Raw genomic sequence first — 26,082 nt, 5'->3', positions numbered from 1 at the left:
CACACTAAATGGTGAAATCCGGTCCGCAAGCCTCCATTCGGATCCTTAACCCTGCCCTTACCTCGGCGGAGTAACTTTGCTTGAGCCGGCCGCAGGGGGGGACGGCGGGGGGAGACCGGATGGGACTCACGGCTACAAAGGTCCAGTTGGTGTTCGCCGTGATCGCCGTCGCCGGCCTGGTGGCGACCGTGTGGGCGTGGCCACGGCTGAGCAGCCGGACCTGGCCATCGGTGGCGGGCCGGGTCGCCGTGCTCGTGCTCAACCAGATCCTCATCCTGCTGGCGCTCGGCTTGGTGATCAACGCGTACTTCGGCTTCTACGGCTCCTGGGGCGACCTGTTCGGCACGGACGACTCCACGGCGCCCATCCTGCCTCTCGGCGCGGGCGCGGCCGTCGGCCAGTCGGATCTCGTGCGGGTGCTCGGGAGCCGGCCGGTGCTCGTTCCCAAGGCGAAGGCGGGCCACTCCGGCGGCAGGCTGGAACAGGTCGTCATATCGGGACCCCAATCCCGGCTGAGCGCCCCCGCCTACGTCTATCTGCCGCCGCAGTACTTCGAGAAGAAGTTCGCCAACACCCGGTTCCCCGCGATCCTGGCGCTGACCGGATATCCCGGGGACGCCAGGAACCTGATCACCCGGCTGGACTTCCCGGTCCTCGCGGCCAAGTCGATCCTGGCGAAGCAGATCAGCCCCACGGTGCTGGTGCTCATGCGCCCCACCGTCGCACCGCCCCGTGACACCGAGTGCGTGGACGTGCCCGGCGGGCCCCAGGCGGAGACGTTCCTCGCCAAGGACGTGCCGCACGTGATGGCCGGCGCCTTCCGCGTCGGCACCGACGCCGGGAACTGGGGCGTCATCGGCGGCTCCACGGGCGGCTACTGCGCGCTCAAGCTCAGCATGCGCCACCCGGACGCGTTCTCGGCCGCCGTGTCGCTCTCCGGCTACTTCCACGCGCTGACCGACGTCACGACCGGAGATCTCTTCGGCGGCAGCCGGCAGTTGCAGGACGAGAACGACCTGATGTGGCGGCTCGCACACCTGCCCGCCCCGCCGGTCTCCGTGCTGGTCACGACCAGCAAGCACGGGGAGGCCGACTACAAGACGACCGAGCAGTTCCTAAAGGCGGTCAAGGCCCCCATGCAGGCGGCGTCGCTCATCCTGCCGAGCGGCGGGCACAACTTCGCCACGTGGAACCGGGAGCTTCCCGAAGCGCTGCCGTGGCTCGCGCAGCAGCTACACGCGCCCGCGCAGCCCCAGACGAGGCTTACCGCCGCTCGGCCGCCTCGACCACGTTCGTCAGCAGCATCGCTCGCGTCATCGGCCCGACACCGCCAGGGTTCGGGGCGACGAACCCGGCCACGTCCTTGACGTCGAGCGCCACGTCACCGGCGATCTTTCCGTCCACGCGGGACACGCCGACGTCGAGCACGGCCGCGCCCGGCTTCACCATGTCGGCCGTGATCAGCCCCGGCACTCCGGCGGCGGCCACGACGATGTCGGCGTTCCGGACGTGGGACTCCAGGTCGTGGGTGCCGGTGTGGCAGAGGGTCACCGTGGCGTTCTCCGTGCGGCGGGTCAGCAGGAGGCCCAGCGGGCGGCCCACCGTGATCCCCCGGCCGATCACGACCGCCTCGGCGCCCTTGGTCGGCACGCCGTACTCCTGAAGCAGGACCACGATGCCGCGCGGGGTGCACGGCAGCGGGGCGTCGACCATGTGGACGAGCCGGCCCAGGTTGACCGGGTGCAGGCCGTCGGCGTCCTTCCCCGGGTCCATCCGCTCGATCAGGGACTGGGTGTCCAGGTGGCGGGGCAGCGGGAGCTGGATGATGTAGCCGGTGCAGGCGGGATCGGCGTTGAGCTCGTCGATCGCGGCCTCCACCTCGGCCTGGCTCGCCGTGTCCGGAAGGTCCCTGCGGATCGACGCGATGCCGACCTCCGCGCAGTCACGGTGCTTGCCCGCGACGTAGATCTGGCTTCCCGGGTCGTCACCGACCAGGATCGTGCCGAGACCGGGGGTGATCCCCCGCTCCGCCAGCGCCGCCACCCGTCCCGCCAGGTCGGCCTTGATCTTCGCGGCGGTGGCCTTGCCATCCAGAATCTGCGCGCTCATGGCTCCCCATCCTTCCATGCGTTCCTAGTCGGCACTTTCGCGGCGCTCCCTTTGCTAGCTGCCGCCTTCGCGGCGCTCGAGGATTCGCCGGGTGACCGGGATGAACTCCACGATCCGCCATCCGAAGTAGGCGGCGGCGAGCGCGAGGGGAATGAGCGCGACCGGGCTGCTCCACAGCGCGTTCATCGTGACGAACACCGTCGCGAGGGAGCTCAGGACCGGTTCGAGCATGGGCATGGGGGGACTCCAGGGCGGGGTGGGTTAGGTCGTGCCCGACAAATCAAGCCCTGCTGCGCGCGGCTCAGGCTCGCGACGGGCAGCATTTGTCAGACGCTCCCAAGGGCCTCCCAGGCTAACCCGCGCCCGCCGATGCCCGGACCCGTTTCGTCCAGGTACGGCTGCCGCCTGATGGTTTGCGGCGGCAGCCGTACGCGATGGATCAAAGGGATCAGTGGAAGAAGTGCCGGGTGCCGGTGAAGTAGAGCGTGATGCCGGCCTCCTCGGCGGCCGCGATGACATCCTCGTCGCGGATCGAGCCGCCGGGCTCGACGATCGCCTTGACCCCCGCCTCCGCCAGGACCTGGAGACCGTCGGGGAACGGGAAGAACGCGTCCGACGCGCCCACCGATCCGGCCGCGCGATCGCCGGCCCGACTGACCGCGAGACGCGCGGAGTCGACCCGGTTGACCTGGCCCATCCCGACGCCCACAGTCGCGCCGCCGGAGGCCAGCAGGATGGCGTTCGACTTCACCGAACGGCAGGCCTTCCAGGCGAACGCCAGGTCGGCCAGCACCTCGGGCGACGCCGCCGTGCCGGTCTTGAGCTCCCACGTCGCCGGGTCGTCGCCGGGCGCGTCCACCCGGTCGACGGTCTGGACCAGCAGGCCGCCGTCGATCCGGCGGAACTCGGCGGCGCCCGCCGGGCCCTCCGGGCAGGCGAGCAGCCGGATGTTCTTCTTCTCCCGCAGCACGGCCAGCGCCTCGGGGGCGAACGAGGGCGCCACGACGACCTCGGTGAAGATCGGGGCGATCTGCTCGGCCAGCTCGCGCGTGACCTCCCGGTTGACCGCGATCACGCCGCCGTAGGCCGACACCGGGTCGCACTCGTGCGCCTTGCGGTGGGCCTCGGTCACGTCGGCGCCGACGGCGATGCCGCACGGGTTCGCGTGCTTGATGATCGCCACGCAGGGCTCGGCGAAGTCCCAGGCCGCCCGCCACGCGGCGTCGGCGTCCACGTAGTTGTTGTAGGACATCTCCTTGCCGTGCAGCTGCTCGGCGTTGGCCAGGCCGCCGGTCTGGCCGGTGTAGAGGGCGGCCCGCTGGTGCGGGTTCTCGCCGTAGCGCAGCGCTGCCTTGCGCTCCCAGGTGGCGCCCATGAAGTCCGGCCACTCCGCCCCCTGCCCGGCGTACACGCTGGCGAACCACGAGGCGACCGCGACGTCGTAGGAGGCGGTGTGCGCGTAGGCGACCGCGGCGAGCCGCCGCCGCTCGGTCAGCAGGAAGCCGCCCTCGGCGACCGCGGCGAGCACCTGCCCGTACGCCGACGGGTCGACGACCACGGCCACGGTGCCGTGGTTCTTCGCGGCGGCGCGGATCATGGCCGGGCCGCCGATGTCGATCTGCTCGACACACTCGGCGTCGGACGCGCCCGAGGCGACCGTCTCAGCGAACGGGTAGAGGTTCACCACCGCGAGCTGGAACGGCTCGATCTCCAGCTCTTCGAGCTGCTTGACGTGCGACGGGTTCTCCCCGTCGGCGAGCAGGCCGGCGTGGACGCGCGGGTGCAGGGTCTTGACCCGGCCGTCCAGGCACTCCGGGAAGCCGGTCAGCGACTCCACCTTGGTCACCGGCACGCCGAAGGACGCGATCTTGGCGGCGGTGCCACCGGTCGAGACGATCTCCACGCCCGCGGCCTCGAGCCCCCGGGCCAGCTCCTCCAGCCCCGTCTTGTCGTATACCGCGATCAGCGCGCGCCGGATGGCGATGCGGGTCACTTCGTGGTCCTCCCTTGTCGCTGGGACTCCTTGCCGTCGAGGCCGCCTGTCCGGCTGCCCTCGCGGCTGGCTTTCTGCCGCCCGAGGCGGACTTCCCGGCCGGTCACCGTCCAGCCGTCGCGGGCCATGCGGCCGACGACTTCGACGAGCAGCCCGCGCTCGACGGTCTTGATCCGCTCGTGGAGCGACTCCTCGTCATCGTCGTCCGCGACGTCGACCGCCTGCTGGGCGATCACCGGGCCGGTGTCGACGCCCGAGTCGACCAGATGGACCGTGCAGCCGGTGACCCGCACGCCGTACGCCAGCGCGTCCCGGACGGCGTGCGCCCCCGGAAAGGACGGCAGCAGCGCCGGATGGGTGTTGACCACGGGAAACGCCCCGAGGACGCGGTGGCCGAGGATCTTCATGAATCCCGCCGAGACCACGAGGTCGGGCCTGTGTTCGGCGATGCGCGCCGCGAGGGCCTCGTCCCACTCGTCGCGGCCGGCGTGGTCGCCGACCCGCACGACGAACGTCGGGACCCCGGCCCGCTCCGCCCGGGCCAGCCCCTCGATCCCGTCGCGGTCGGCGCCGACGGCCACAACCCGGGCGCCGAACGCCTCGCTGGTCGTGGCATCCAGAAGGGCTTGTAAGTTGGTCCCCGAACCGGAGACGAGGACCACGAGCCGGAAGGACAGGGCGGAACTCCTTCGTGAGCGGGCTGCGTTTCACAGGTGATTGTCGAGAGATGATCGCTTGGAGGCGAGCATCCCTCGACGCAGGTAAAAGGGTATCGGGCGCCGGCCACTATGACCCACGCCGGTCCAGCCCGGCGGAGCGCGAGGCGAGGAGATCGTGACAACACCCCTCCAGATGTCGGCCCCCGAGACGGGAGGCCGCAGGGCACTCACCCTTGCCATCATGGCGCTGGTCTTCACGTTGATGCTGCCCGCGGCCGGGCTGGCGCTGTCCGTGTTCGGGATCATCATCGCGATCCGCGACCTGCGTTCCCTGCAGCGTGGGCGGCAGAGGGTCGGGATGGCCACGAGCGCGCTCGTGATCTCCTCCATCGCCTTCCTGCTGGGCGCCGGGACGACCGCCGTCCAGCTCTACTTCTCGGCCGAGATCTCCGCCTACACCGAGTGCCGGAAGGGCGCGGGGACGGTCGAGGCCCAGCAGGAGTGCTCCGACCAGTTCAAGCATGCCTTCGAGCAGAAGCTAGGCGTCCCCTGGCCGGCAGGCATCCCCGCCCCGGCCTAGTGCCCCTCCCGTCAATCTTTGCCCCGTCGCGTCGCCCAGGGCGGCGCTTCGCCGCGTTGTCGTCGTCGCTCGTAGGCTCCGCTACGACCTCCTCCTCCGCCTTGCGATGCACCACCCTGGACACCGCTCCTTCCGGGCAAACCTCGACGGTCAGGGCACTAGTCTCGGTCCCACGCGTACGGGTCCACATAGATCACATGGCCGCCGCGGTCGTCGGACTCGTCCACGATGTCCCTGCGTGGCCGGTCGGGACCGCCGGGACGAGGGGGACGACTGGAGCGGCTCGGACTTTTGGGACTGTCGGGTCGCCTGGACCGGATGTCGTCGAACGTCTCGGCGGTGGCGGCGGCATGCTCGTCCGTCCAGTCATCCTTGATCACTGGGATCGGCTGGGTATCGGCCTCGGTGGCGTCCAACCAGTGGCCGGGGAGCACGCGGGCGTTCTTGTCCGCCACCCGGACCCGGCCCGCCGCCTTGGCGATCACCGCTCCCGCCTTCCGCACGGGCTCGGGAGGAGCGAGCGGCCGTCGCGAGATCAGCCACAGGTTGGCGATCCCGGCCGAGATGCCCGCCGCCACGCCCACCTCCAGCGTGACCGAGAGCGCCACCTCCCAGGGGGACGGCCCCACGGCGGACAGCCTGGCCCCGCCCAGCGGGCCGCCGGACAGGGCGGCCAGCACCCCCGCCGTGGCTCCCGAGCACACCCCGCACGCGAACCCCCACAGCGGCGCGGCCTCGATCGTCGGTGTCGGCGCGATGCGCACCACCACGACGCCCGCTATCGCCCCCGCCACGAACGGCACGGCGATCACCGCCATGACCCAGGTCGGCGACGTGCCCGACATCGGCAGGGCCCCCAGGAGGGGCAGCGTGGGGACCGCGCTCAGCTTCACGCCGGTCGGCGCCACCAGCGTCCCGGTGCCGATGGCGAACCCGGGCCCCGCGATGTATGACAGGCCCCAGATGACCGCGTTGAGCAGGTAGAGCCCCTCCAGCAGCAGGAGCAGCAGCCCGCCGACGAACCCGGGGCTGAGGACGTCGGACAGCCTCTGGACCTCGCCGAAGTTCACCACGATCGCCGCGAGCACCAGCAGCATCCCGGCGGCGAGCAGCACCGACACCGCGACAGCCGTACCGACGACGACCGAGCGGGGACGCTCGGGGAGCAGACGGAGCATCGACCGCCAGGGGCCGATCGTGCGGGCGGTGGCCACCGAGCCCGCCAGGAAGGCCAGCACCAGATGGCTGACGAGCGCCTCTCCGAGGAACGGCTGCGTGACCTCGTTGCGGGCGACGAGCGAGATCACTCCCGCGAGCAGCGCGTACGGCGCGGCCAGCGAGATGCCCGCCTGGGCGACCAGCAGGAGTTGCGCACGGCGGCGGGCGTTCTCCACGTCGCGGGGCGTGCCCTTCGGCAGCCGGGCAGGCATGCGCAGCCGGAGGTCGGCGTCGCGCGCCATCCACAGACCGGCCCGGTAGAGCAGCGTGCCCGGCAGGATCATCAGCCCGAGGGGCAGCAGGCCGACGCGCCCTCCGGGGATCGCGAACCCGGCGTGGTGGGCGGCGAGCCAGAGCTGGCATGCCGTACGGAACACGCCGGGGAGGCCCGCGCCGAAGGCACTGCGCGGCGCGGCGATCCACCCGGCCAGCGTCAACGTGGTGAGGACCGCGAGGCCGGCGCCGAGGGTCCAGACGGCGGCAAGCATGCCGGAGACCGGGAGAGGACGGCGGGTCTCCTCGTCGTCGCCGAAGGGGAAACGGCTGAGGACCGCACGAGGGGCGGTCCGTAGCTGGTCGAGAAGGGCCGTCACGCTACCCCATGCTCCCAGCCCGGGCCGCTCTTTCCACGCAGCCACGCCGTCCCGTTCCCCACGCAACCGGCGTGATCATGCACCTCCTGCGTGATCATGCACAGATTCCCGCGCATCGCCGGTGACGTGGGCATATAACGCTCGTGACCTTGCACCTCGGAAGAGTGTGCAAGGTCACGAAGGCCGAATGCGCAGGTCAACCTACCCGTTCAGGAATCCGCGCATGATCACCACCGGGGGTGGGGTCAGCCGAGGGAGCGCATGATCTCGCCCATCAGGCGGGCGGTCTCGCTGGGAGTCTTGCCGACGCGGACGCCGACCTTCTCCAGGGCCTCCTTCTTGGCCTGGGCCGTGCCGGCCGAGCCGGACACGATCGCGCCCGCGTGGCCCATGGTCTTGCCCTCCGGAGCGGTGAAGCCCGCCACGTAGGCCACGACCGGCTTGGTCACGTGCTGCTCGATGTACGCCGCGGCCCGCTCCTCGGCGTCGCCGCCGATCTCACCGATCATCACGATCGCGTCGGTGCCCGGGTCATCCTGGAACGCCTGGAGCGCGTCGATGTGCGTCGTGCCGATGACCGGGTCGCCGCCGATGCCGACGGCCGTGGAGAAGCCGAAGTCCCGCAGCTCGTACATGAGCTGGTAGGTCAGCGTGCCGGACTTCGAGACCAGGCCGATGCGGCCCGGGGTCGTGATGTCCGCAGGGATGATGCCCGCGTTGGACGCGCCCGGAGAGGCGATGCCGGGACAGTTCGGCCCGATGATGCGGGTCTTGTGGCCCTTGGACACGGCGTAGGCCCAGAACTCGGTGGTGTCGTGGACCGGAACGCCCTCGGTGATCACCACGCAGAGCGGAATCTCGGCGTCGATGGCCTCCTTGACCGCGTCCTTGGTGAACGCCGGGGGCACGAAGACGACGGACACGTCCGCGCCGGTCTTCTCGATGGCCTCGGCGACGGTCCCGAAGACGGGCAGCCCCTCGTGGACGGTGCCGGCCTTGCGGGCGTTGACACCGCCGACGACCTTGGCGCCGGAGGCCAGCATGCGGCGGGTGTGCTTGGTGCCCTCCGCGCCGGTCATGCCCTGAACAATGATCTTGCTACTGTCAGTGAGCCAGATAGCCATTACGCACCTACCGCGGCGAGCTCGGCGGCGCGCTTGGCCGCATCGTCCATAGTGTCCACCAGCTCGACGCGCGGCAGCGCGGCGTCGGCGAGAATCTGCCGCCCGAGAGCGGCGTTGTTGCCGTCCAGCCGTACGACCAGCGGGTGGGTCACCGCTTCGCCGCGGCTCTCCAGCAGCTGGAACGCTGAGACGATGCCGTTGGCGACGGCGTCGCAGGCGGTGATGCCGCCGAAGACGTTCACGAACACCGACTTGACCGACGGGTCGGAGAGGATGATCTCCAGGCCGTTGGCCATGACCTCGGCCGAGGCGCCGCCGCCGATGTCGAGGAAGTTGGCCGGCTTGGGCTGGCCGGGGTAGGCCTCGCCCGCGTAGGCCACGACGTCCAGCGTGGACATGACCAGGCCCGCGCCGTTGCCGATGATGCCGACCGTGCCGTCGAGCTTGACGTAGTTGAGGTGCTTCTCCTTGGCCTTCGCCTCAAGCGGGTCCTCGGCGGCCTTGTCGACGTAGGCCGAGTGCTCGGGCTGGCGGAAGCTCGCGTTCTCGTCGAGGGTGACCTTGCCGTCGAGGGCCTTCACCTGGCCGTCGGCCGACAGGATCATCGGGTTGACCTCGACGAGCGAGGCGTCCTCGTCGACGAAGACGGCCCAGAGCTTCTCGATGAGCTCGGCGGCGCCTTCGATCGACTGCGGCGGCAGGCCACCGGCCACGGCGATCTCGCGGGCCTTGTCGCGGTGAACTCCCGTGATGGGGCTCACCGGGATCTTGGCGACCTTCTCCGGCGCGGTGTGCGCGACCTCTTCGATGTCCATTCCGCCGGCCGCCGAGCAGATGGCGAGGAAGGTCCGGTTGGCGCGGTCGAGGAGGAAGGAGAAGTAGTACTCCTCGGCGATCTGGCTGGCCTCCTCGATCAGAACCTTGTGGACCGTGTGGCCCTTGATGTCCATGCCGAGGATCTGCGTCGCCTTCTGGTAGGCGTCGGCGGCGTCGTCCGCGACCTTCACGCCGCCGGCCTTGCCACGCCCGCCGGTTTTGACTTGGGCCTTGACGACAACGCGGCCGGTGAGCTGCTCCGCAGCCGCGCGCGCCTCCTCCGCGGTGTGCGCGACGATGCCGCGCGGCACCGGGATGCCGTACTCCGCGAAGAGCTCCTTCGCCTGATGTTCGAACAGGTCCACGAGGGTCCGTCCTTTGATGTCGAGGCCAGGCTGTGGTCCCCGCCCGGCGATTCCGCGCATGAAGCCTAGCCGCAGCACAGACATGGCCACGTCATGGGGTCCTGGTAAAGCCTTGCCAAGGACATGGGATATACGGCAGGGTTGGGCGAATTGTCCTAAACCGATATCGGGACGTGCCGAGCGCCCATGACGACCGGTTAAGGAAGACCAGCCGGGCCCGCTTGCCGGGAAGATCTATCTCCGTCCCGGCGCGAATCCCATCTGGATCAGGCGCGCGATCGCCTTGTCGTTGCGGGCGTCGGGCTCGGCCACGATCCCGCCGCCGGCTCGGGTCCGCCGGCGCGTACGCGAGGCAGTCGGACAGGAGCGTGGGTGGGCTTCAGCGGGAGAGGCGTCAGCGGTCATGTCTCTCCTCGGTGAGGTGGTTCCAGTCCGTGATCACGGGGACGAACTCTCCGCGCAGCCACAGCGGCAACTGGTCGCGGTGGTGGGCGTCGCCGGGTACGCCGGAGGCCCCGAACGGGACGACCCAGAGGCTGTCCTCACGCCGCGCGAGGTCCCAGACGTAGCGGGCCGCGGGTCCGCGTGCGGCGTGGTCGGTGATGCCGGGCACGCTGGACGTCGCGAGCACGCAGTCATGGTCGCCGGACAGGCCCGGCCATACCTCATGCGTCAGCCCCGGCAGCGCCTGCCATGGGGCGAGCCGGTGCACCTCTCCCCACCGCGGCAGCACCTCCCCGGTCCCGGCCTCCGCCGCGGCAGTTAAGGCGACGTCCTCGATGGCGGCCCTGACGACGCCGGGCGTGTCGATGCCGGGCAGCAGTTCGGTGGTCAGCACGCCTTCCAGGGCGAACGCGATCCGCCGGACCAGCAGGACCCATGGCTGGAAGATTTCGGAATACCGCGACGCGGTCTCGGCCAGCCCGGCCAGCGCGGGATGAGCGGCCAGCCGCCGCACCACCCCCGCTCGCACAGCAGCGTACAAGGTGGCGTCGCCGCTGTCGGCCTCCATCCGGCCGTCCCAGCGCAGCAACCGCTCCCGAAGGCGTGCGGCGTCGGGGGTCAGGCCGTCCAGTCCGGCCAGCAGGTCCAGCAGCGACCGGGCCGAACTCAGGAAGGTGTCGGTGTGGATGGCTGTGACGTCCTTGGCGGACCAGGCCGCCGACCCGTCCAGCAGGTGGCGGATCCGCTCGGCCCGGTGGGGGGCGGCGAAGTCGACACCGAGCGGCTCGGCCAGGCCCCGCTGGTTCGCCATCACCGCGACATCGTCGACCTCCGCACGAGGCAACGGCTCGTGCCAGCCGTGCCACTCGTGGGCGGGATCCCACGCGGGCACGACGCGCAACCCGTTGTCCCGATGGCGGAGCGGCACCATGCCGGCCACCCGGTGCAGCAGACCGCCCTCGGTGTCCGCGGCCTGCACGACGTTGACGGGCTCCGCCCACAGGTCGAGCGCCCGATCCACGTCGGCGACGGTGGCCGCTCTGAGCAGCGCGGGGAGAGCGCGGAAGCCCACGTCCTCACGCACTCGCGGAGGATAGCGGAGACTGATTCCCTGCCCCTCCCCGTCAGCCCCCGCGCCGCCGATCACCAGGGGGCCGCGGTCGGTCTCGATGACCTCGACCTGGACGGGATCGCCGCCCGCCACCTCGATGGTCTCGACGTGGACCGAGGCGGGCCGCCAGCCGTCCGGGCCGAGGGCCTCGACCTCTCCTCCCCGCCTCCGGAGGCGCTCCCGGTAGAGATCCTGGTAGTCGGCCATGGCGTTGGTGATGGCCCAGGCCACCGTGCCGGTGTGCCCGAAATGGGCGATGCCGGGAACGCCCGGGACGGCCAGCCCCACGACGTCGAACTCGGGGCACGACAGGTGGACCTGCTGGTAGACGCCGGGGTCCTCGATCACCCGGTGCGGGTCGCCCGCGATGAGGGGGGCTCCGGTGATGGTGCGGGCGCCGCTGAGGATCCAGCCGTTGCTCCCGGACGCGCCGGGCGGGCCGTCGTGGGCGAACAGCCGGATGGCCTCGTCGCCAAGGCTGCGGGCGACCTCCTCGCGCCAGAGTTTGGCGGGGAAGTTCGCGAAGAGGATGTGCGTGGACAGCCAGAGTCCGAGCGGCGTCCACGGCTCCCAGCGGCCGGGGGCCAGTCCGGTGGCGGCGAACTCCGGTGCCCGGCGCGCTCCCTCGGCGAGCCCGTCGTTGACTCCGTCGACGTAGCTCCTGACCCACGCGCCGGTGTCCGCGTCGAGGCGGTCGAAACAGCGGCGGGCGGTGTCGTCCAGCCGGGCCTGCCGGGCGAAGCGGTCCCAGGGTACGGCGGCGGCGCCGAGGAAGGCGGCGGTGGTGCCCTCCGAACGGTGCCGCTCGACCTCGATCTGCCAGGCCCGGTCGATCGCGACGTCGCGCCCCTGTGCGAAGGCCAGCTCGTGCGCGCTCCCGGCTCGCAGATGCGGGATCCCCCAGGCGTCCCGATAGGTCTCGATGGTCACTCCGCTCCCCCTCTTTCTGGTATGGCCGCGCCCACATCGGTGTCTAATCGGTGTCTAAGGGACAGCGCGGGCGGGTGGTGTCATTCAGCGTGTCCCGCTATCAGGCGTCCGTCCCGTGGCCGGCCGGGAAGTTCGAGCGGTACGACATGTTCGCCGGAGAGTTCCCGCTGTCCTGCCTCAACCGGCTGCGATTGCGCGGCAACCGGCAGATGGTCGACCTGGCCGGCCCGTCGGCCGCCCTTCAGTTCGCCGGGACGCTCGTGAACCCCATCGCACGCTTCGCGGCGCGACCGTGACCCCGCCTCAGGCGGGCACCGCCGTACGGACCCAGTCCACGATCTCCTGCGTCGTGGCGCCGGGCGTGAAGATCCGCGCGACGCCCATCTTCTGGAGCTCCGGGATGTCCGCCTCCGGGATGATGCCACCGCCGAACACGACGATGTCCTCGGCGTCCTCCTCGCGGAGGATCTCGATGAGCCGGGCGAAGAGCGTCATGTGGGCACCGGAGAGGATGGACAGGCCGATGGCCGCCGCGTCCTCCTGGATGGCGGTCTTGACGATCTGCTCGGGCGTCTGGTGCAGCCCCGTGTAGACGACCTCCATGCCCGCGTCACGCAGTGCCCGCGCCACGACCTTGACTCCGCGGTCATGTCCGTCGAGCCCCGGCTTCGCTATGACGACCCGGATCCTGGCTTCCATGAAGTCCTCCCAGATGGTGCCCGCTGCCCGAAGCGTAACCGCAGCCCCGACCGGCGCCGCCGTACGGCCCTGCCATGCGGACCAATTCCGTTAATCAACTAAAAACTCACAGCAAACGTTGAGTTTCGTGACTTTTCCGTGATTACGGCTCGGCAAGATTTCCGGGTCACCTCTCGAAGAACGAGGGGCATTTACGGGAGGAACCCCCCAATGAGGCGAACAATCGCCGCTTTGGCATGCGCCGCTACAGCCACGCTAATCGCGCCCGCGGTCGCGGCGCCCGCCCACGCGCAGGCCGGCGCCGCCGACCCGGTCGCCGCGCTCAAGAAGCAGTTCGTCGCCGGGCACGGCGTTCACTTCACGTCCGTCGGGAAGATCAGCATCGGCGGCTTCTCCTCGGTCAAGCTCCGCCAGAAGGGCGACGTCGAGTTCGCCAGGGCCGGCGTCTCCGCGAGCGACGTCACGGCGAAGATCGACTTCGGCGGCTCGCTCGGGGACGAAGGCGACCTTCAGGGCCTCGACGACCCGACCCGGACCATCACCGTGAAGAAGAAGACCTACGTCTCCGGCGGCGTGTACGCCGACGCCCTTCCCGACGGGAAGACGTGGCTCCGGATGCCCGGCGGCGACGCGGCGGGCTCCGTCGCGGGCAACAACTTCATCAACCCGCTGAACCCCCAGGCGCTCAAGGCCGTGCTCGCCACCGCCAAGGCCCACGGCAACGGCGGTGTGATCGGCGGGGCCAAGACGACGCTCTACCGCGGCGCGATCACCCTGCAGCAGCTCGCCGCTTCGACGCCGTCCCTCAAGAACGAGCTCAAGGCTCTCGGGCCGGAAAGCCGTAAGACGGTCGTCTCCTGGAAGCTCTGGGTCGGCTCCGACAGCCTGGTGCGCCGGCTGTCGACCTCGACGAGCCTGAAGTACAAGACCAAGAAGGTCAGCTTCACCCTCGACGTGGCCGGCACCCTCACGTTCACCGGGTGGGGTTCCAAGATCCACATCACGCCTCCGCCGTCCGACCAGGTGGCCGACGTCTCCGACATCGACGGCACCGTGCCGGAGATGCCCGACTACATCAACCTGGGCGACTGACCGCCGGTAACACTGAAGCGGGAGGCCACGGCACCTGGCCTCCCGTTTCCATGTCGGCGAAAGGTCCCGCGCCAGCCGCTTCGCCGCACGCCGGGCTTCCGGCTCCTCCACTTTCCATGTCGGCCAAAGGGTCCCGCGTCAGCCGGTTCGCGGGCGGTGGAGTCAGATCTTCTCGACCTTGGCGTAGGCCAGAAGAAGTGTCTTCTCGCCTTCGCTACCGAAATCGATCTTCGCTCGGGTCTTCTCCGCGATGCCTTCCACGGCGACCACCGTGCCGAGGCCGAACGTGTCGTGGGTGACCCTGTCTCCCGGTGTCAGGTTCGGGATCTCCCGGCCGCCCGTCCTGGGGGCGGGAGCCGTACGGGACCGGGGAGACGTGGCGGCGGACCAGGCGTTCTTGGCCGGGTCACTGCGCCAGTCGACGAGGTCGCCAGGCACCTCCGAGAGAAACCGGGAGGCCGGGTTGAACGACGGCGCGCCCCAGGAGGTGCGCACGGCCGCGCGGGAGAGGTAGAGCCGCTGCTCGGCGCGCGTGATTCCCACGTAGGCCAGGCGGCGCTCCTCCTCCAGTTCCTTGGCGTCGGCGAGCGAGCGCATGTGGGGAAAGACGCCGTCCTCCATCGCGGTGAGGAACACGACGGGGAACTCCAGGCCCTTGGCGGTGTGCAGCGTCATCAGCGTGACGACGCCGCCGTGGTCCTCCCCTTCGGGGATCTGGTCGGCGTCGGCGACGAGCGACACCTGCTCCAGGAAGTCGACCAGCGTGCCGTCCGGGTTGGCCTCCTCGAACTCGGCGGCCACCGAGATCAGCTCGTTGAGGTTCTCCAGGCGGCTCTCGTCCTGGGGGTCGCCGGAGGTCTCCAGCTCGGTGCGGTAGCCCGTGCCGTTCAGCACCTCCTCGGCGAGGTCGGACAGCGGCAGCTCCTTGGCCCGCAGATCCTCCAGCATCGCCGTGAACTCCCTGATCGCGTTGAGCGACCGGGTGGCGAGGCCGGGGGCCTCGCCGGCCCGCTGGAGCGCCTCCCAGAAGCTGATCCGCTCTCTGGTCGCGAAGGCCTCGATCATCGCCTCGGCCCGGTCGCCGATGCCGCGCTTGGGCACGTTGAGGATGCGCCGCAGCGACACCGTGTCGCTCGGGTTGGCCAGGACCCGCAGGTAGGCGAGCAGGTCCTTGACCTCCTTGCGCTCGTAGAACCGCACCCCGCCCACGACCTTGTACGGCAGGCCGGTGCGGATGAAGATCTCCTCGAAGACACGGGAGGCCGAGTTGGTCCGGTAGAAGACGGCCACCTGGCCCGGGGTGATCCCCTCGTCGTCGCTGAGCCGGTCCACCTCCTGCGCGACGAACATGGCCTCGTCGTGCTCGTTGTCCGCGACGTATCCGACGATCTTCGCCCCGGCGCCCTGGTCGGACCACAGGTTCTTGGGCTTGCGGCTCTCGTTGCGGGAGATCACCGCGTTCGCCGCGTTCAGGATCGTCTGCGTGGAGCGGTAGTTCTGCTCCAGCAGGATCGTCCGCGCGTCGGGGTAGTCACGCTCGAACTCGAGGATGTTGCGGATCGTCGCCCCGCGGAACGCGTAGATCGACTGGTCGGCGTCGCCCACGACGACCAGCTCGGCGGGCTCGACGCCCTCCCTCACGACGTCGCCGTCGGCGGTCCGCACCTCCGGCCGGCCGACCAGCTCGCGGACCAGCGTGTACTGCGCGTGGTTGGTGTCCTGATACTCGTCGACCATCACGTGCCGGAACCGCCGCCGGTAGTGCTCGGCCACCTCGGGGAAGAGCTGGAACAGGGCGACCGTCAGCATGATGAGGTCGTCGAAGTCCATCGCGCCGGCCTCGGTGAGCCGCTGCTGGTAGGTCCGGTACGCCTCGGCGAGCGTGCGCTCCAGATGGGTCTGGGCCCGCTCCGCCGCCGTCTCGTAGTCGATCAGCTCGTTCTTGAAGTTGCTGACCTGGGCCGAGAACGACCGCGGCGGGTAGCGCTTGGGATCCAGGTCGAGCTCCCGGCACACCAGCGCCATGAGCCGCTGCGAGTCGGCCTGGTCGTAGATCGAGAAGCTGCTGGGGAAGCCCAGCCGCTTGGCCTCCCGGCGCAGGATCCGCACGCACGCGCTGTGGAAGGTCATCACCCACATGGCCTTGGACCTCGGCCCGACGAGCCGGTCGACCCGGTCCTTCATCTCGCGAGCGGCCTTGTTGGTGAAGGTGATCGCGAGGATCTCCCCCGGCTGCACACCGCGCTCGGCCAGCAGGTAGGCGATGCGGTGGGTCAGGACCCGCGTCTTGCCGGAGCCCGCTCCCGCGACGATCAGCAGGGGACTGCCCTGGTGGAGGACGGCCTCCCGCTGCTGCGGGTTGAGGCCGTCGAGCAAGGGGTGGGTGGCGGCTCGGGTGGACACGTGACTAAGGGTATGACCGTCCACCGACATCCGGTGCCCGCCCTCCAGAGAAGCCCCCTTTAAGGTGAGTTGCCGGACCAGGAGGAGGCCAGCCCATGCTGGATGACGCTGAGATCACAACGGTGCTGGTAGTGACCGCGCACCCCGACGACATCGACTTCGGCGGAGCCGGGACGATCGCCAAGCTCTCCGACGCGGGGGCGCAGGTCGTGTACTGCCTGGTCACCGACGGCGACGCGGGCGGCTTCGACCGGGATCTCGACAACGGCGGCATGGCCGCGCGGCGCCGCGCCGAGCAGACGGCCGCCGCCAAGTGCGTCGGCGTCAGCGACCTCCGCTTCCTCGGCCACCAGGACGGTGTGGTCGAGCAGACCCTCGGCCTCCGGCGCGACATCACGCGGGTGATCCGGCAGGTCAGGCCCGATCTCGTGATCACCTCCACGCCCGAGCGCAACTACGCCCGTCTGGGTCCGAGCCACCCGGACCACCGGGCCGTCGGCGGAGCCACCCTCGACGCCGTCTACCCCGACGCCCGCAACCCCTACGCGTTCCCCGAGTTGCTGGCTGACGAGGGACTCGACGCCTGGACGGTCCGCGAGGTCTGGCTGATGGGCACCATGACGCCCGACCACTACGTCGACGTCACGGCGACCGTCGACCGCAAGATCGCCGCGCTGCGCGCCCATGAGAGCCAGACCGCCCACGTGGAGGACCTCGACGGCATGATCAGAGGCTGGCTCGCCGCCAACGCCGCGACCGCGGGCCTCCCCGAAGGCACGTTCGCCGAGGCCTTCCAGGTCGTGGTCAGCGCCTGACCCGGGCCATATGGTGCTCCATCCGCGGGGGCCAAGGGCGGAGAGCACGGGCAGGATCATGGCGTGAACACACTGCTCCCGGTGACCCCTCGGCTCGTCCTGGTCCTGGTCCTGCTGGTCCTGGCCGGTGCGGGCGTCAGCGTCCTCGGCCGCCTGGGGCATACGAGGGCCATCGTCACGGCGTCCGTCCGGGCCGCCGCGCAACTCGCCGCCGTCTCGCTCATCATCGTCTGGGCGGTCGCCCGGCTGCCCGCCGTACTTCTGTTCCTGCTGGTCATGTACGGCGTGGCGGCCGCCACCGCCGGGCGGAGGATCGTCCGGAGCCGGGCCGCCTGGTGGGCCGCGCTGCCCGTCGGCGCGGGCACGGTCCCCGTCGTGGGCCTGATGGCGGTGACCGGCACGCTGCCCATGAAGGGCATCGTGGTCATCCCCATCACCGGGATCGTGCTCGGCGGCTGCCTGACCGCCACCTCGCTGGCGGGCCGCCGCGCGCTCGACGAGCTGACCGTACGGCGGGGCGAGGTCGAGGCGGCCCTGTCCATCGGGCTGTCCGGCCGGGAGGCCGCGCTGGAGATCTGCCGGCCCGCCGCCGCCCAGGCGCTGGTGCCCGCGCTCGACCAGGCCAGGACGGTGGGCCTGGTGACCCTTCCCGGCGCGTTCGTCGGCATGCTGCTCGGCGGGGCCGACCCCGTTCACGCTGGCGCGGTGCAGCTCGTCGTGCTCATCGCGCTGATCGCCGCCGAGGCCGTGGCCGTGCTGGTCACCATCGAGCTCGCCGCCCGCGGCCTGTTCCGCCCCTAACCATCGGAGGTCACGTGCGTGATCATGCAGGGATTCCCCAGCAGCCCCAACGAGCTGCCACCCCCATGTTGATGATCATGCACAGATTCCCCGATTAACGTCTGACCTGCGGATGCTCGGTCCGCGATCTGGCACGGAGGCCTCCCGTGCATGATCACGCATCGGACCTCCGCACCTCAAGCGGTGCCCGTAGGAAGCCGTGCATGATCACGTACCGGATCTCCGCACCTAAGACGGCCCGAAGGAACCCTTGCATGATCACGCATCGGATCTCCACACCTCAGACGGCCCCGCCGGGAACCCTTGCATGATCACGGCCGGGGGGGTGGGGGCTGAGCCGCCGGGCGGCGCGGGCGGCGAGGTAACCGAGCGAGTTCGTGGCGACATGCAGCACGGACGGGGCAAGGAGACCGCCACGACGGCGAAGCTCGTGGAAGAGCAGACCCGCGATGCCTGTCGACACCACGGTCCCCGCGACAAGACGAGCGGTCTCCACGCCATCCCCCGTCTCGCCCGATGTCAGGCGGCCGAGTGCGGGGTTGGCGCGGGCCATGTCGAGGGCGGGCAGCACGTGCCACAGCCCGAAGAGGGCGGCCGACGCGGCGACAGCCGTACGAGCCGGGACCGACCTCCCGAGGAGGGCGGGAAGCACGCCGCGGAAGGCCACCTCTTCGAGCAGCACGGTCCCGGCGGGCACCTGGACCAGCGCCTCCTCCAGCAGGCGGCGGCGCGACAGCGCGAGAGCCCGCTCGTCGTGGAAAAGGGGCCGGGTGCGCGGAAGGGCGACTCCCGCGGCGTAGCCGGCCGCCACCCCGGCGGCGAGCGTCCCGCCGATCGCGGCGCCGCGCCGGGGCGTGCGGAAGCCCAGCTCGGGCCACGTGAGCCCGCCCCGGCGGGCGATCGCGGCCAGGGCTCCGGTGGCGACGGCCGACGTCACGGGGGCCCACCGCGGGGCGATCCGGTTGTTCATCACGTTGGCGGCGACGAGCACGCCCAGTGCCGGCACCAGAGGATTCACCCGGCCCACGTCATGCCCTCCTCCGTGTCACACCGTCATTGTGGGCCGCTCAGGGGTGGGCGGTGAGTCAGCAGGCTCCGACGCCCCGTTGGAAGCCCTTGGCGAAGAATCCCTGCCGCTGCTCCGGTGAGCCGTGAGCGTCCGGCGCCCACCAGGCGTCGGTGGGGTCTCCGGCGGCGGCGAGACTGGTGAGCAGCTCCGAGTCGTCGCCCTCGTCGGCCCGGATCTGACCTTCCTGGAGCAGCCCGCTGAGCGTGCCTCCGGCGTAGCAGTCCGCCTGCAACTCCCGCTCCACGTTGTAGGTGAAGTCGTTCATGAGCTGCGCCTGTACGGCATGCCCGAACTCGTGCGGAATGATCACGTAGACCGCCCCGTCGCCCATGTCGTTGTAGAGCGACTCCAGCCAGTCCACGTCGAACGCGATGAAGTGCCCGGCCGGGCAGTAGAACGCGTTTTCCGGCACTGCCGGCTGGCCTCCGCAATCGGGGCCGCCCGTGCCGTGGTAGGGGATGAATGCCTTGATCGGCTGATAGGTCCTCCCGCTGGCGGCGAACCGCTTCGTCCAGAACCATTCGGTCAGGCACCGGGCGAGCCTCACGTCGCTCGCGAAGTCCTCCCCCGCCTCGTTGCACGGGGCCGCGGACGCCGTGCCGGGCGGTGAGCCCGCCGAGTGCCGCTGCGCGATCCGCCCGCAGGCGGCGGTCAGCACGAGCACGACGGCAAGGACCAGCGTGAGGGAAGCGATCAGTCGAGGCGCCACGCCCGCAATGCTGCCCGATCCTTGGGCCGATGCACACAATTAATCCGGATATGACCAGGTGTGGACCGGTTCGTTCGTGTGCATGTGCTCGATGTACCGCAGGGTCATCTCCCGTAGGGCGTCGTATCCGCCGCCGAGAGCCCGTACGGTCTCCACCTGCCAGGTCGCCCCCGTTCGGCCGGTGACGCAGCGCCGTTCGATGATGCCGAGCAGCCGGTCGCGCTGGGCCGGATTCACTCCCCACAGGTCAAGACCCTCGTAGGCCAGGGGAAGCAGCCGCCGCAGGACGAGCTCGGCGGCGGGGACCTCGCCGAGACCCGGCCAGTAGAGGCGCGCGTCGAGGCCGTGGCGGGCCGCCCCGCGCAGGTTGTCCTCGGCGGCGGCGAAGGACATGCGGGTCCACACCGGCCTCTCCGCCGTCGGCAGCACCCGCATCAGGCCGTAGTAGAACGCCGCGTTCGCCGCGATGTCCGCGACCGTGGGCCCGGCCGGGAGCACCCGGTTCTCCACCCGCAGATGCGGCACGCCGTCCACCACCGCGTAGACGGGCCGGTTCCAGCGGTAGACCGTGCCGTTGTGCAGGGTCAGCTCGTGAAGCTCCGGCGTGCCGCCCCCGTCGAGGACCTTCCGCGGATCCTCGTCCTCGCAGATGGGCAGCAACGCGGGAAAGTAGCGGACGTTCTCCTCGAACAGGTCGAAGACCGAGGTGACCCACCGCTCGCCGAACCAGACCCTCGGCCGCACGCCCTGCGCCTTAAGCTCCTCGGGCCGGGTGTCCGTGGCCTGCTCGAACAGGCTGATCCGGGTCTCCCGCCACAGCTCCTTCCCGAACAGGAACGGCGAGTTGGCGGCCACCGCGACCTGTGGCCCGGCGATGGCCTGCGCGGCGTTCCAGTGATCGGCGAACGCGGACGGGCTCACCTGCAGGTGGAGTTGCACGCTCGTGCAGGCCGCCTCCGGGGTGATGCTGTCGGCGTACGTGTCGAGCCGGTCCACCCCGTCGATCGCGATGTGCAGGTCCTCCCCACGGGCGGCGAAGATCTGCTCGTTGAGCAGTTTGTACCGCGGGTTGGCCGACAGGGTCGCCTCACTGACGTCGGACTCGCGGAGCGTCGGAAGGATGCCGACGAGCATCAGGTGGCCGCCCACCGGCCCGGCCCGCTCCTGCGCTCGGTTGAGGCGCCGCCGTACGGAATCCTCCAGACGGCGGGCGCCGTCTCCCGAGAGCTCCTGCGGGGCGACGTTGATCTCGACGTTGAACTGGCCCAGCTCGGTCGCCCAGTCCGGCTCCGCGATGGCCGCCAGGACCTCGGCGTTCTTCATGGCCGGCTCGCCACGGGAGTCGACCAGGTTCAGCTCGATCTCCAGGCCCGCCAGCGGCCGTTCGACGTCGAACCGCGACTCCCGCAACATCTGGGCGAGCACGTCGAGCGACCGGCGCACCTTGTCGCGGTAGCGGCGGCGGTCCTCCCGGGTGAACGCGATGGCTGGTACGTCACGTCCCATGGGAACCTCCGAGCGGCGCCTCGTCCCCGATCGCTTATAGCTTTGTTTCCTGAGATATGCCGCTCATGCGATGTTCCGCCGGCGGAGCTGAGGACCCGGCCTACACCAGGCGGCGGGCGGTGGCCCAGCGGGAGAGCTCATGGCGGTTGGACAGCTGGAGTTTGCGGAGCACGCTCGACACGTGCGTCTCGACCGTCTTGACGGAGATGAACAGCTCCTTCGCGATCTCCTTGTAGGCGTAGCCGCGGGCGATCAGGCGCAGCACCTCGCGCTCGCGCTGGGTCAGCGAGTCGAGCTCCGGGTCGATCGGCGGCGCCTCCGTGGAGGCGAAGGCGTCCAGGACGAACCCGGCCAGCCGGGGCGAGAAGACCGCGTCGCCCTCCGAGACCCGGACGATGGCGTCGGTCAGCTCGGTGCCGTTGATGGTCTTGGTGACGTATCCCCTCGCTCCGCCTCTGATCACGCCGATGACGTCTTCCGCCGCGTCGGACACCGACAGCGCGAGGAACCGGACCTGCGAGCCCGCCCCGAGGACCCGCTTGAGCACCTCCTGGCCGCCGCCGCCCGGCATGTGAACGTCCAGCAGCACGACGTCGGGCTCCAGCTCGGAGATCGCCCGGACGGCCGTGTCCACGTCCTCGGCCTCGCCGATCACCTCGATCGACGGCCCCAGCTCGGCGCGCACACCCGATCGGAACAGCCGGTGGTCGTCGACGATCAGCACACGTACGGTCTTCATTCGGCGTTCCTCTTCACGGCTTCTCACGACCTCGTTCACGGCTCTTCACGACCTCTTCATGGTCAGCATGACCTCGGTTCCGTCGCCTGGCTCGGTCCTGACCCTGGCGCTTCCCCCATGGCGCTCCATCCTGCCGATGATCGACTGGCGGATGCCCATCCGGTCCTCCGGCACGTCGTCGAGCACGAACCCCTTGCCCCGGTCCCGGACGAACACCGTCACCTCGTCGCTCTCCACCTCGGCGTAGACGGAAATCACGGGAGATTCAGAGTATTTGGCCGCGTTCACCATCGCCTGCCGGGCGGCGTGGAGCAAGGCCACGAGTCCCTCGGTCAGCTCGCAGTCGCCCACGCAGACCACCTCGATCGGCACGCCGTGAGCGTCCTCCTCCTCGGCGGCGACCCTCCGTACGGCTGCCGCGAGCGTGGCGTCGGCGTCCTGCTTGGGCTGGTAGAGCCAGTTGCGCAGCTCGCGCTCCTGGGACCGGGCGAGCCGGGTCACCTCGCGAGGGTCGGCCGCGTTGCGCTGGATGAGGGTCAGGGTGTGCAGCACCGAGTCGTGGACGTGGGCGGCCACCTCGGCCCGCTCCTCCTGCCTGATGCGCTCGGTCCGCTCGCGCTGGAGCTCCTTCACGAGGGAGGCCAGCCAAGGCGCGGCGATCATCAGCATCCCGCCGACGACGACGGCGGTGAAGACCAGGCCGGTCCGCGCCTTCGCCAGCTCGCCGCTGGCGGCGAGGAAGCCGATCGCGCCGACGACCACCAGCAGCGCCCCGATGCCCGTACGGACCCAGGTCGTGCTGACCTGCTTCACCGCGCCGGTCATCCAGCGCTGCCGCCGGCCGGGGTCGGCCTGCTGCCACAGGATCAGGGCGCCGATGCCACCCACGGCGATCGGCCAAGTGCCGAATCCCCCGCTGGACGCCCCCGTCATCCAGGCGAAGGCGGCAAGCGCCAGCCACAGCACGCCGTACGCCGCGAGCTGGCCCCAGTCGCGGCCGGGCTGGGGCCCCTTGACCTGTTCCTTGGGGACCTGTTCCTTGGGCGTGAACATCCAGAGGGCGGCATAGGCGACGAAGCCCAGGCCGTCGACGACGGTGAGCAGCACGAAGGCCAGCCGCAGCACGACCGGGTCGAGCCGCAACTGGGCGGCGGCGCCCTGGGCGACACCCGCGACCACCCGGCCCGCGACGGGCCTGACAAGCCTCGGGTACTCCTCGGGGAGGTTACGGGTCTCAGACATATCGTGAAGCATCGTCACACGTCACAGCCCCCCGCCGCATCAGGGCCCGCCCTGGTCCTCCCCCGAGCCGTCGCACGCGGTCTCAGGGTCCACGCGTCTCAAATGATGACCTGCCGTTGCCAGGCCTTATCCGTCAGCTCGCCACGTCTCGCCGTGAACGGACCACCATCGGCGCCGCGGCCGTCGCCGGTAACCGGCCGGATGATGCCGGAGCGCCGCCTAAGGCTCCGCGTGTTCGATACACACCGGCAGTACCAGGCGCAGTGTCGCGCCGCTTTGACACGGTACGGCTTCTGCCGTCCCGCCATGAGCCTCGGCGACCTGCCGGACGATGGCCAGGCCCAGTCCGGAGCCAGGGTGCGCGCGGGCCGCGGGTGAGCGGTAGAAGCGGTCGAAGACGAATTCGAGGTCGGTGTCGGGGATCCCCGGGCCGTCGTCTGCGACCTCGAGGGTGCCCGCCTTGACGCTGATCCGGATCCGGCCGCCGGACGGGCTCCATTTCACGGCGTTGTCGACAAGGTTCGCGACGGCGCGTTCCAGCGCGTCGGGGTCTCCGTGGACGAGGGTGGGCGCGCAGGTCAGCTCGAAACCGATCTTTGGTGCCCGACGCGCCGCGCGGGCTGCGACGCGCTCGGCGACGAGGTCGAGGCGGACGTCTTCGGTGTGGAACGCGGGCTGGCCGTAGCGAGCCAGGTCGACCAGGTCGTTGACCAGCGTTTTGAGTTCGCCGGCCTGGCCGAGCGCTTCGGCGGCGAGGAGTGGGGCCTGCGCGTCGGCCAGGTTTTCCGCCAGCAGCTCGAGGTTCACGGTCAGGCTCGTCAGCGGTGTCCGGAGTTCGTGCGAGGCGTCAGCCACCAGGCGACGCTGGGCGCCGACCGATTCGTCCAGGGCAGCGGTCATCGCGGCGAACGCCGAGCCGAGCCGGCCGATCTCATCCCGGCTGTCGGCGGGGATCGGGATGGCCAGATCGCCCGTCGTGCGGATCAGTTCGACGGTCTCGGTGAGCCGGCCTACCGGGCGTAGGACGCGGCGTGCTGCCAGGCGTGAGGCCAGTGCCGCCAGGAGTCCGGCGGCCACCGTCGAGCCGGCGAGCAGCCAGGCGAGTTGACGTAGCGTGGGTACGGGATCGGATTCCGGGATGGCCGTGCGCACGAGCGCCCCACGTGATCCGGAAAGTTGGGCGGTGTAGACGCGGTAGCCGACGCCGTTGTACACCGCGTCACGGAAGTAGGCGCTGGCGGTGCCGTTCGCGACGGCGACGTCGCGGGCGGTGAGGTCGACGAACTCCGTCGACGGCCCGATCTGGACCGGGTCCGGCACGATCTGGAGCTTGGTGTTCCCGATCCCGAGCGGAACAGCCGGGAAGTCCGGCTGCGTGTTCGACATGCTGTACTTGGCCTTGATGGCCATGGCCACGGCCGGTGCCTGTTCGACCGCCGCGACCAGTGAGCTGTCGATCTGGCCGCGGAGGTTGGCCTCCACAGCCGGATACAGGACCACCGACACGAGCACCAACGCGCCCGCGACCACGGAACCGCCGGCGATGGCCAACCGGGTGCGCAGGTTCATGGCTCCTCGCGCAGGACATAACCCAGGCCACGAACCGTCTGGATCAATCTACTGCCGCCGTCCGCCTCGAGCTTGCTCCGCAGGTAGCTGATGTAGACCCACAGCGCGTTCGACTCCGAGCCGAAGTCGTAGCCCCAGACGGACTCGAAGATCTGGGTCCGGCTCAGTACCCGGCCGGGATTGCGCAGGAACAGTTCCAGCAGCGACAACTCCGTCTTGGTCAGCTCCAGGCGCCGACCGGCACGCTCCGCCCTGCAGCCGCTCAAGTCCAGGTCGACGTCGGTGAAGCGGAGCACTTCGGCCCTGGCGCCGCTGCGCCGGAGCAGGGCTCTGAGCCGGGCCCGCAACTCGTCCAAGGCGAAGGGCTTGACCAGGTAGTCGTCGGCCCCCGCGTCGAGCCCGGCGACCCGGTCGGTGACCAGGTCCCGGGCCGTGAGCATCAGGATCGGCGTGTTGAGGCCGCCCGAACGCAGCGTCCGGCACACCTCCAGCCCGTTCGGTTCGGGCAGGAGGACGTCGAGCACCACCGCGTCCGGGCGGAACACGCCGTGCTCGGCGAGGGCGGACGCCCCATCAGCGGCGGATGACACGTCGTAGCCGTCCCGGCGCAACGCATGCTCCAGGGACCGCCGCACAGCCGGGTCGTCGTCCACCACAAGTATCCGCATGGTCGCCCATCCTCATCGTCGCTCCTGAAGCTGTGCTGTGAGACGCGGCGGCTGTCAGCCGTTGGCCAGCGACCGCTTCAGATCCGCCAACGCGCTGGTGAGCCGGTCGGAGCTGACCCCGAGCGAGGCGGCGATGTCGCCGAAGGCCTTGGACGTCGGATCGACTCCGCCGGAAGCCGATCCCAACGCCACCACAGCGGTCAGAGCGGCCTTCGCCTCAGCTTGACCGACGCCGAGCGCCGCGGCCACAGACGCCGCCGCGGCGTCCGTGGTGAACGGCGAGTCTTGCGGGCCGTCCACGCCCTTCCTGTCCTTGCTGTCCTGCTTGCCGTGGTCGTCACCCGGCGCGGGCTTGGCGACCAGCGGTCCCAGAGCGTCCTGGACCTGCGAGACCGGCAGCCCCAGGTTGGCCGCGACCGCCGCGACGAAGGCGTCCGGTGTATCGCCGGTCGAGGTGGCCGGCGACGTCTTGGCCGCGACCAGCGCGGCATCGAGCCGGTCGGTCGTCACCCCCAGCTTCGCCGCGACCGCGGCGAAGCCGGCATCCGCGGCCCCCGTGGGTTTCCCGTCCGGATCGACCGTCGCGGAACCGCACTTCCCGGCGCCCGGTGTCGGGGCCGAACCGGACGCCGCCGCCGACGTCGTACCGATCGCGGCCAGCGCGGCGAGCGTTGCCGTGGCCACCACCAGCCGTGTGCGTTTCATCATCGTGATGCCTTTCGTCCACTGAGCGCGCCGGACGAGAACCGGCGCCGTGGCGACAACACAAACATCGCGGCCTCAAGTGTGGTTTCGGCCAACTTTAGAGGTTCCTTAGAACGGCGACGT

At 70.4% G+C, this 26,082-nt stretch carries 24 protein-coding genes; 6 read left to right on the top strand and 18 right to left on the bottom strand.

Annotated features, from left to right (window positions below; all coding sequences use genetic code 11):
• The first annotated feature begins 119 nt into the window (after positions 1 to 119).
• Positions 120 to 1,367, top strand: a complete 1,248-nt coding sequence (locus N5079_RS00620) for an alpha/beta hydrolase (protein ID WP_261581248.1) — start codon at positions 120 to 122, stop codon at positions 1,365 to 1,367.
• Here N5079_RS00620 and N5079_RS00615 read toward each other — a convergent pair.
• The 4 genes from N5079_RS00615 to purN form a co-directional block, all read right to left on the bottom strand.
• Complete coding sequence (locus N5079_RS00615) at positions 1,264 to 2,109, bottom strand: bifunctional methylenetetrahydrofolate dehydrogenase/methenyltetrahydrofolate cyclohydrolase (RefSeq protein ID WP_261581247.1); 846 nt, start codon at positions 2,107 to 2,109, stop codon at positions 1,264 to 1,266. The genes N5079_RS00620 and N5079_RS00615 overlap by 104 nt on opposite strands.
• 54 nt (positions 2,110 to 2,163) lie before the next feature.
• Positions 2,164 to 2,346, bottom strand: a complete 183-nt coding sequence (locus N5079_RS00610) for a hypothetical protein (protein ID WP_261581246.1) — start codon at positions 2,344 to 2,346, stop codon at positions 2,164 to 2,166.
• 211 nt (positions 2,347 to 2,557) lie between these two features.
• The gene (gene purH / locus N5079_RS00605; protein WP_261581245.1) at positions 2,558 to 4,102 is read right to left on the bottom strand and encodes a bifunctional phosphoribosylaminoimidazolecarboxamide formyltransferase/IMP cyclohydrolase; all 1,545 of its coding nucleotides are present in this window, start codon (positions 4,100 to 4,102) and stop codon (positions 2,558 to 2,560) included.
• Positions 4,099 to 4,779, bottom strand: coding sequence for a phosphoribosylglycinamide formyltransferase (purN, locus tag N5079_RS00600; protein ID WP_261581840.1), 681 nt, complete (start codon positions 4,777 to 4,779; stop codon positions 4,099 to 4,101). The genes purH and purN overlap by 4 nt, the downstream gene beginning before the upstream one ends.
• Positions 4,780 to 4,936: 157 nt before the next feature.
• Here purN and N5079_RS00595 point away from each other — a divergent pair, with 157 nt between their 5' ends.
• On the top strand, positions 4,937 to 5,341 hold the full coding sequence (locus tag N5079_RS00595) for a hypothetical protein (RefSeq protein WP_261581244.1): 405 nt from the start codon (positions 4,937 to 4,939) through the stop codon (positions 5,339 to 5,341).
• 158 nt (positions 5,342 to 5,499) lie between these two features.
• Here the strand turns inward: N5079_RS00595 and N5079_RS00590 are convergent, their stop codons facing one another.
• From N5079_RS00590 to N5079_RS00575, 4 genes are all read right to left on the bottom strand, one after another.
• Complete coding sequence (locus N5079_RS00590; protein WP_261581243.1) at positions 5,500 to 7,152, bottom strand: DUF6350 family protein; 1,653 nt, start codon at positions 7,150 to 7,152, stop codon at positions 5,500 to 5,502.
• Between the two features lie 245 nt (positions 7,153 to 7,397).
• The gene (gene sucD / locus N5079_RS00585) at positions 7,398 to 8,276 is read right to left on the bottom strand and encodes a succinate--CoA ligase subunit alpha (protein WP_261581242.1); all 879 of its coding nucleotides are present in this window, start codon (positions 8,274 to 8,276) and stop codon (positions 7,398 to 7,400) included.
• Positions 8,276 to 9,457, bottom strand: a complete 1,182-nt coding sequence (gene sucC / locus N5079_RS00580; RefSeq protein ID WP_261581240.1) for an ADP-forming succinate--CoA ligase subunit beta — start codon at positions 9,455 to 9,457, stop codon at positions 8,276 to 8,278. The genes sucD and sucC overlap by 1 nt, the downstream gene beginning before the upstream one ends.
• A gap of 394 nt (positions 9,458 to 9,851) precedes the next feature.
• The gene (locus N5079_RS00575; protein WP_261581239.1) at positions 9,852 to 11,942 is read right to left on the bottom strand and encodes a penicillin acylase family protein; all 2,091 of its coding nucleotides are present in this window, start codon (positions 11,940 to 11,942) and stop codon (positions 9,852 to 9,854) included.
• A gap of 50 nt (positions 11,943 to 11,992) precedes the next feature.
• On the opposite strand from N5079_RS00575, the gene N5079_RS00570 reads away from it, so the two are divergent.
• A complete protein-coding gene (locus tag N5079_RS00570; protein ID WP_315967767.1) occupies positions 11,993 to 12,238 on the top strand; it encodes a hypothetical protein in 246 nt (81 codons plus the stop codon).
• A 7-nt stretch (positions 12,239 to 12,245) separates the two neighbouring features.
• On the opposite strand, the gene N5079_RS00565 is transcribed toward N5079_RS00570, so the two are convergent.
• On the bottom strand, positions 12,246 to 12,641 hold the full coding sequence (locus N5079_RS00565) for a cobalamin B12-binding domain-containing protein (RefSeq protein ID WP_261581238.1): 396 nt from the start codon (positions 12,639 to 12,641) through the stop codon (positions 12,246 to 12,248).
• A 210-nt stretch (positions 12,642 to 12,851) separates the two neighbouring features.
• On the opposite strand from N5079_RS00565, the gene N5079_RS00560 reads away from it, so the two are divergent.
• Complete coding sequence (locus N5079_RS00560; protein ID WP_261581237.1) at positions 12,852 to 13,733, top strand: hypothetical protein; 882 nt, start codon at positions 12,852 to 12,854, stop codon at positions 13,731 to 13,733.
• 162 nt (positions 13,734 to 13,895) lie between these two features.
• Here N5079_RS00560 and pcrA read toward each other — a convergent pair whose 3' ends face one another.
• Complete coding sequence (pcrA, locus tag N5079_RS00555) at positions 13,896 to 16,166, bottom strand: DNA helicase PcrA (protein WP_261581236.1); 2,271 nt, start codon at positions 16,164 to 16,166, stop codon at positions 13,896 to 13,898.
• Between the two features lie 65 nt (positions 16,167 to 16,231).
• Between pcrA and N5079_RS00550 the strand changes: the two genes are divergently transcribed.
• Together N5079_RS00550 and N5079_RS00545 are read left to right on the top strand one after the other, a co-directional pair.
• Complete coding sequence (locus tag N5079_RS00550; protein WP_261581235.1) at positions 16,232 to 16,951, top strand: PIG-L deacetylase family protein; 720 nt, start codon at positions 16,232 to 16,234, stop codon at positions 16,949 to 16,951.
• A 63-nt stretch (positions 16,952 to 17,014) separates the two neighbouring features.
• Positions 17,015 to 17,752 (top strand): ABC transporter permease, encoded by a 738-nt coding sequence (locus N5079_RS00545; protein ID WP_261581234.1) that lies wholly within the window; start codon positions 17,015 to 17,017, stop codon positions 17,750 to 17,752.
• Positions 17,753 to 18,032: 280 nt separating this feature from the next.
• On the opposite strand, the gene N5079_RS00540 is transcribed toward N5079_RS00545, so the two are convergent.
• From N5079_RS00540 to N5079_RS00505, 8 genes are all read right to left on the bottom strand, one after another.
• Positions 18,033 to 18,770 (bottom strand): CPBP family intramembrane glutamic endopeptidase, encoded by a 738-nt coding sequence (locus tag N5079_RS00540; RefSeq protein ID WP_261581233.1) that lies wholly within the window; start codon positions 18,768 to 18,770, stop codon positions 18,033 to 18,035.
• Positions 18,771 to 18,837: 67 nt separating this feature from the next.
• A complete protein-coding gene (locus N5079_RS00535) occupies positions 18,838 to 19,569 on the bottom strand; it encodes a neutral zinc metallopeptidase (RefSeq protein WP_261581232.1) in 732 nt (243 codons plus the stop codon).
• Positions 19,570 to 21,036: a glutamate-cysteine ligase family protein gene (locus N5079_RS00530; RefSeq protein ID WP_261581231.1), complete on the bottom strand. Its 1,467-nt coding sequence runs from the start codon at positions 21,034 to 21,036 to the stop codon at positions 19,570 to 19,572. It lies immediately after the preceding gene.
• A 100-nt stretch (positions 21,037 to 21,136) separates the two neighbouring features.
• On the bottom strand, positions 21,137 to 21,775 hold the full coding sequence (locus N5079_RS00525; RefSeq protein WP_261581230.1) for a response regulator: 639 nt from the start codon (positions 21,773 to 21,775) through the stop codon (positions 21,137 to 21,139).
• Between the two features lie 45 nt (positions 21,776 to 21,820).
• Positions 21,821 to 23,017 carry an ATP-binding protein gene (locus N5079_RS00520; protein WP_261581229.1) on the bottom strand — a complete coding sequence of 399 codons (1,197 nt, stop codon included), beginning with the start codon at positions 23,015 to 23,017 and terminating at the stop codon, positions 21,821 to 21,823.
• A gap of 219 nt (positions 23,018 to 23,236) precedes the next feature.
• Entirely contained in the window at positions 23,237 to 24,568 is a 1,332-nt protein-coding gene (locus N5079_RS00515) for a sensor histidine kinase (protein ID WP_261581227.1), read from the bottom strand.
• A gap of 14 nt (positions 24,569 to 24,582) precedes the next feature.
• Positions 24,583 to 25,254, bottom strand: a complete 672-nt coding sequence (locus N5079_RS00510) for a response regulator transcription factor (protein WP_261581226.1) — start codon at positions 25,252 to 25,254, stop codon at positions 24,583 to 24,585.
• Between the two features lie 54 nt (positions 25,255 to 25,308).
• Complete coding sequence (locus N5079_RS00505) at positions 25,309 to 25,959, bottom strand: hypothetical protein (protein WP_261581224.1); 651 nt, start codon at positions 25,957 to 25,959, stop codon at positions 25,309 to 25,311.
• Positions 25,960 to 26,082: the final 123 nt, after the last annotated feature.

The sequence above is a fragment of the Planotetraspora sp. A-T 1434 genome, from assembly GCF_025420585.1.
In the GTDB taxonomy this organism is placed as follows: Bacteria; Actinomycetota; Actinomycetes; order Streptosporangiales; family Streptosporangiaceae; genus JAOEGB01.
The sequence above is the reverse complement of the archived record's forward strand: the minus strand, read 5'-3'. Positions and strand labels throughout refer to the sequence as shown.

Excerpts from the sequence above, each read along its gene's own strand:
- N5079_RS00620 (WP_261581248.1), top strand. The coding sequence starts at position 120 with ATGGGACTCACGGCTACAAAGGTCCAGTTGGTGTTCGCCGTGATCGCC.
- N5079_RS00615 (WP_261581247.1), bottom strand. The coding sequence starts at position 2,109 with ATGAGCGCGCAGATTCTGGATGGCAAGGCCACCGCCGCGAAGATCAAG.
- N5079_RS00610 (WP_261581246.1), bottom strand. The coding sequence starts at position 2,346 with ATGCCCATGCTCGAACCGGTCCTGAGCTCCCTCGCGACGGTGTTCGTC.
- sucD (WP_261581242.1), bottom strand. The coding sequence starts at position 8,276 with ATGGCTATCTGGCTCACTGACAGTAGCAAGATCATTGTTCAGGGCATG.
- N5079_RS00565 (WP_261581238.1), bottom strand. The coding sequence starts at position 12,641 with ATGGAAGCCAGGATCCGGGTCGTCATAGCGAAGCCGGGGCTCGACGGA.
- N5079_RS00560 (WP_261581237.1), top strand. The coding sequence starts at position 12,852 with ATGAGGCGAACAATCGCCGCTTTGGCATGCGCCGCTACAGCCACGCTA.
- pcrA (WP_261581236.1), bottom strand. The coding sequence starts at position 16,166 with ATGTCGGTGGACGGTCATACCCTTAGTCACGTGTCCACCCGAGCCGCC.
- N5079_RS00550 (WP_261581235.1), top strand. The coding sequence starts at position 16,232 with ATGCTGGATGACGCTGAGATCACAACGGTGCTGGTAGTGACCGCGCAC.
- N5079_RS00530 (WP_261581231.1), bottom strand. The coding sequence starts at position 21,036 with ATGGGACGTGACGTACCAGCCATCGCGTTCACCCGGGAGGACCGCCGC.
- N5079_RS00525 (WP_261581230.1), bottom strand. The coding sequence starts at position 21,775 with ATGAAGACCGTACGTGTGCTGATCGTCGACGACCACCGGCTGTTCCGA.
- N5079_RS00520 (WP_261581229.1), bottom strand. The coding sequence starts at position 23,017 with ATGTCTGAGACCCGTAACCTCCCCGAGGAGTACCCGAGGCTTGTCAGG.
- N5079_RS00510 (WP_261581226.1), bottom strand. The coding sequence starts at position 25,254 with ATGCGGATACTTGTGGTGGACGACGACCCGGCTGTGCGGCGGTCCCTG.
- N5079_RS00505 (WP_261581224.1), bottom strand. The coding sequence starts at position 25,959 with ATGAAACGCACACGGCTGGTGGTGGCCACGGCAACGCTCGCCGCGCTG.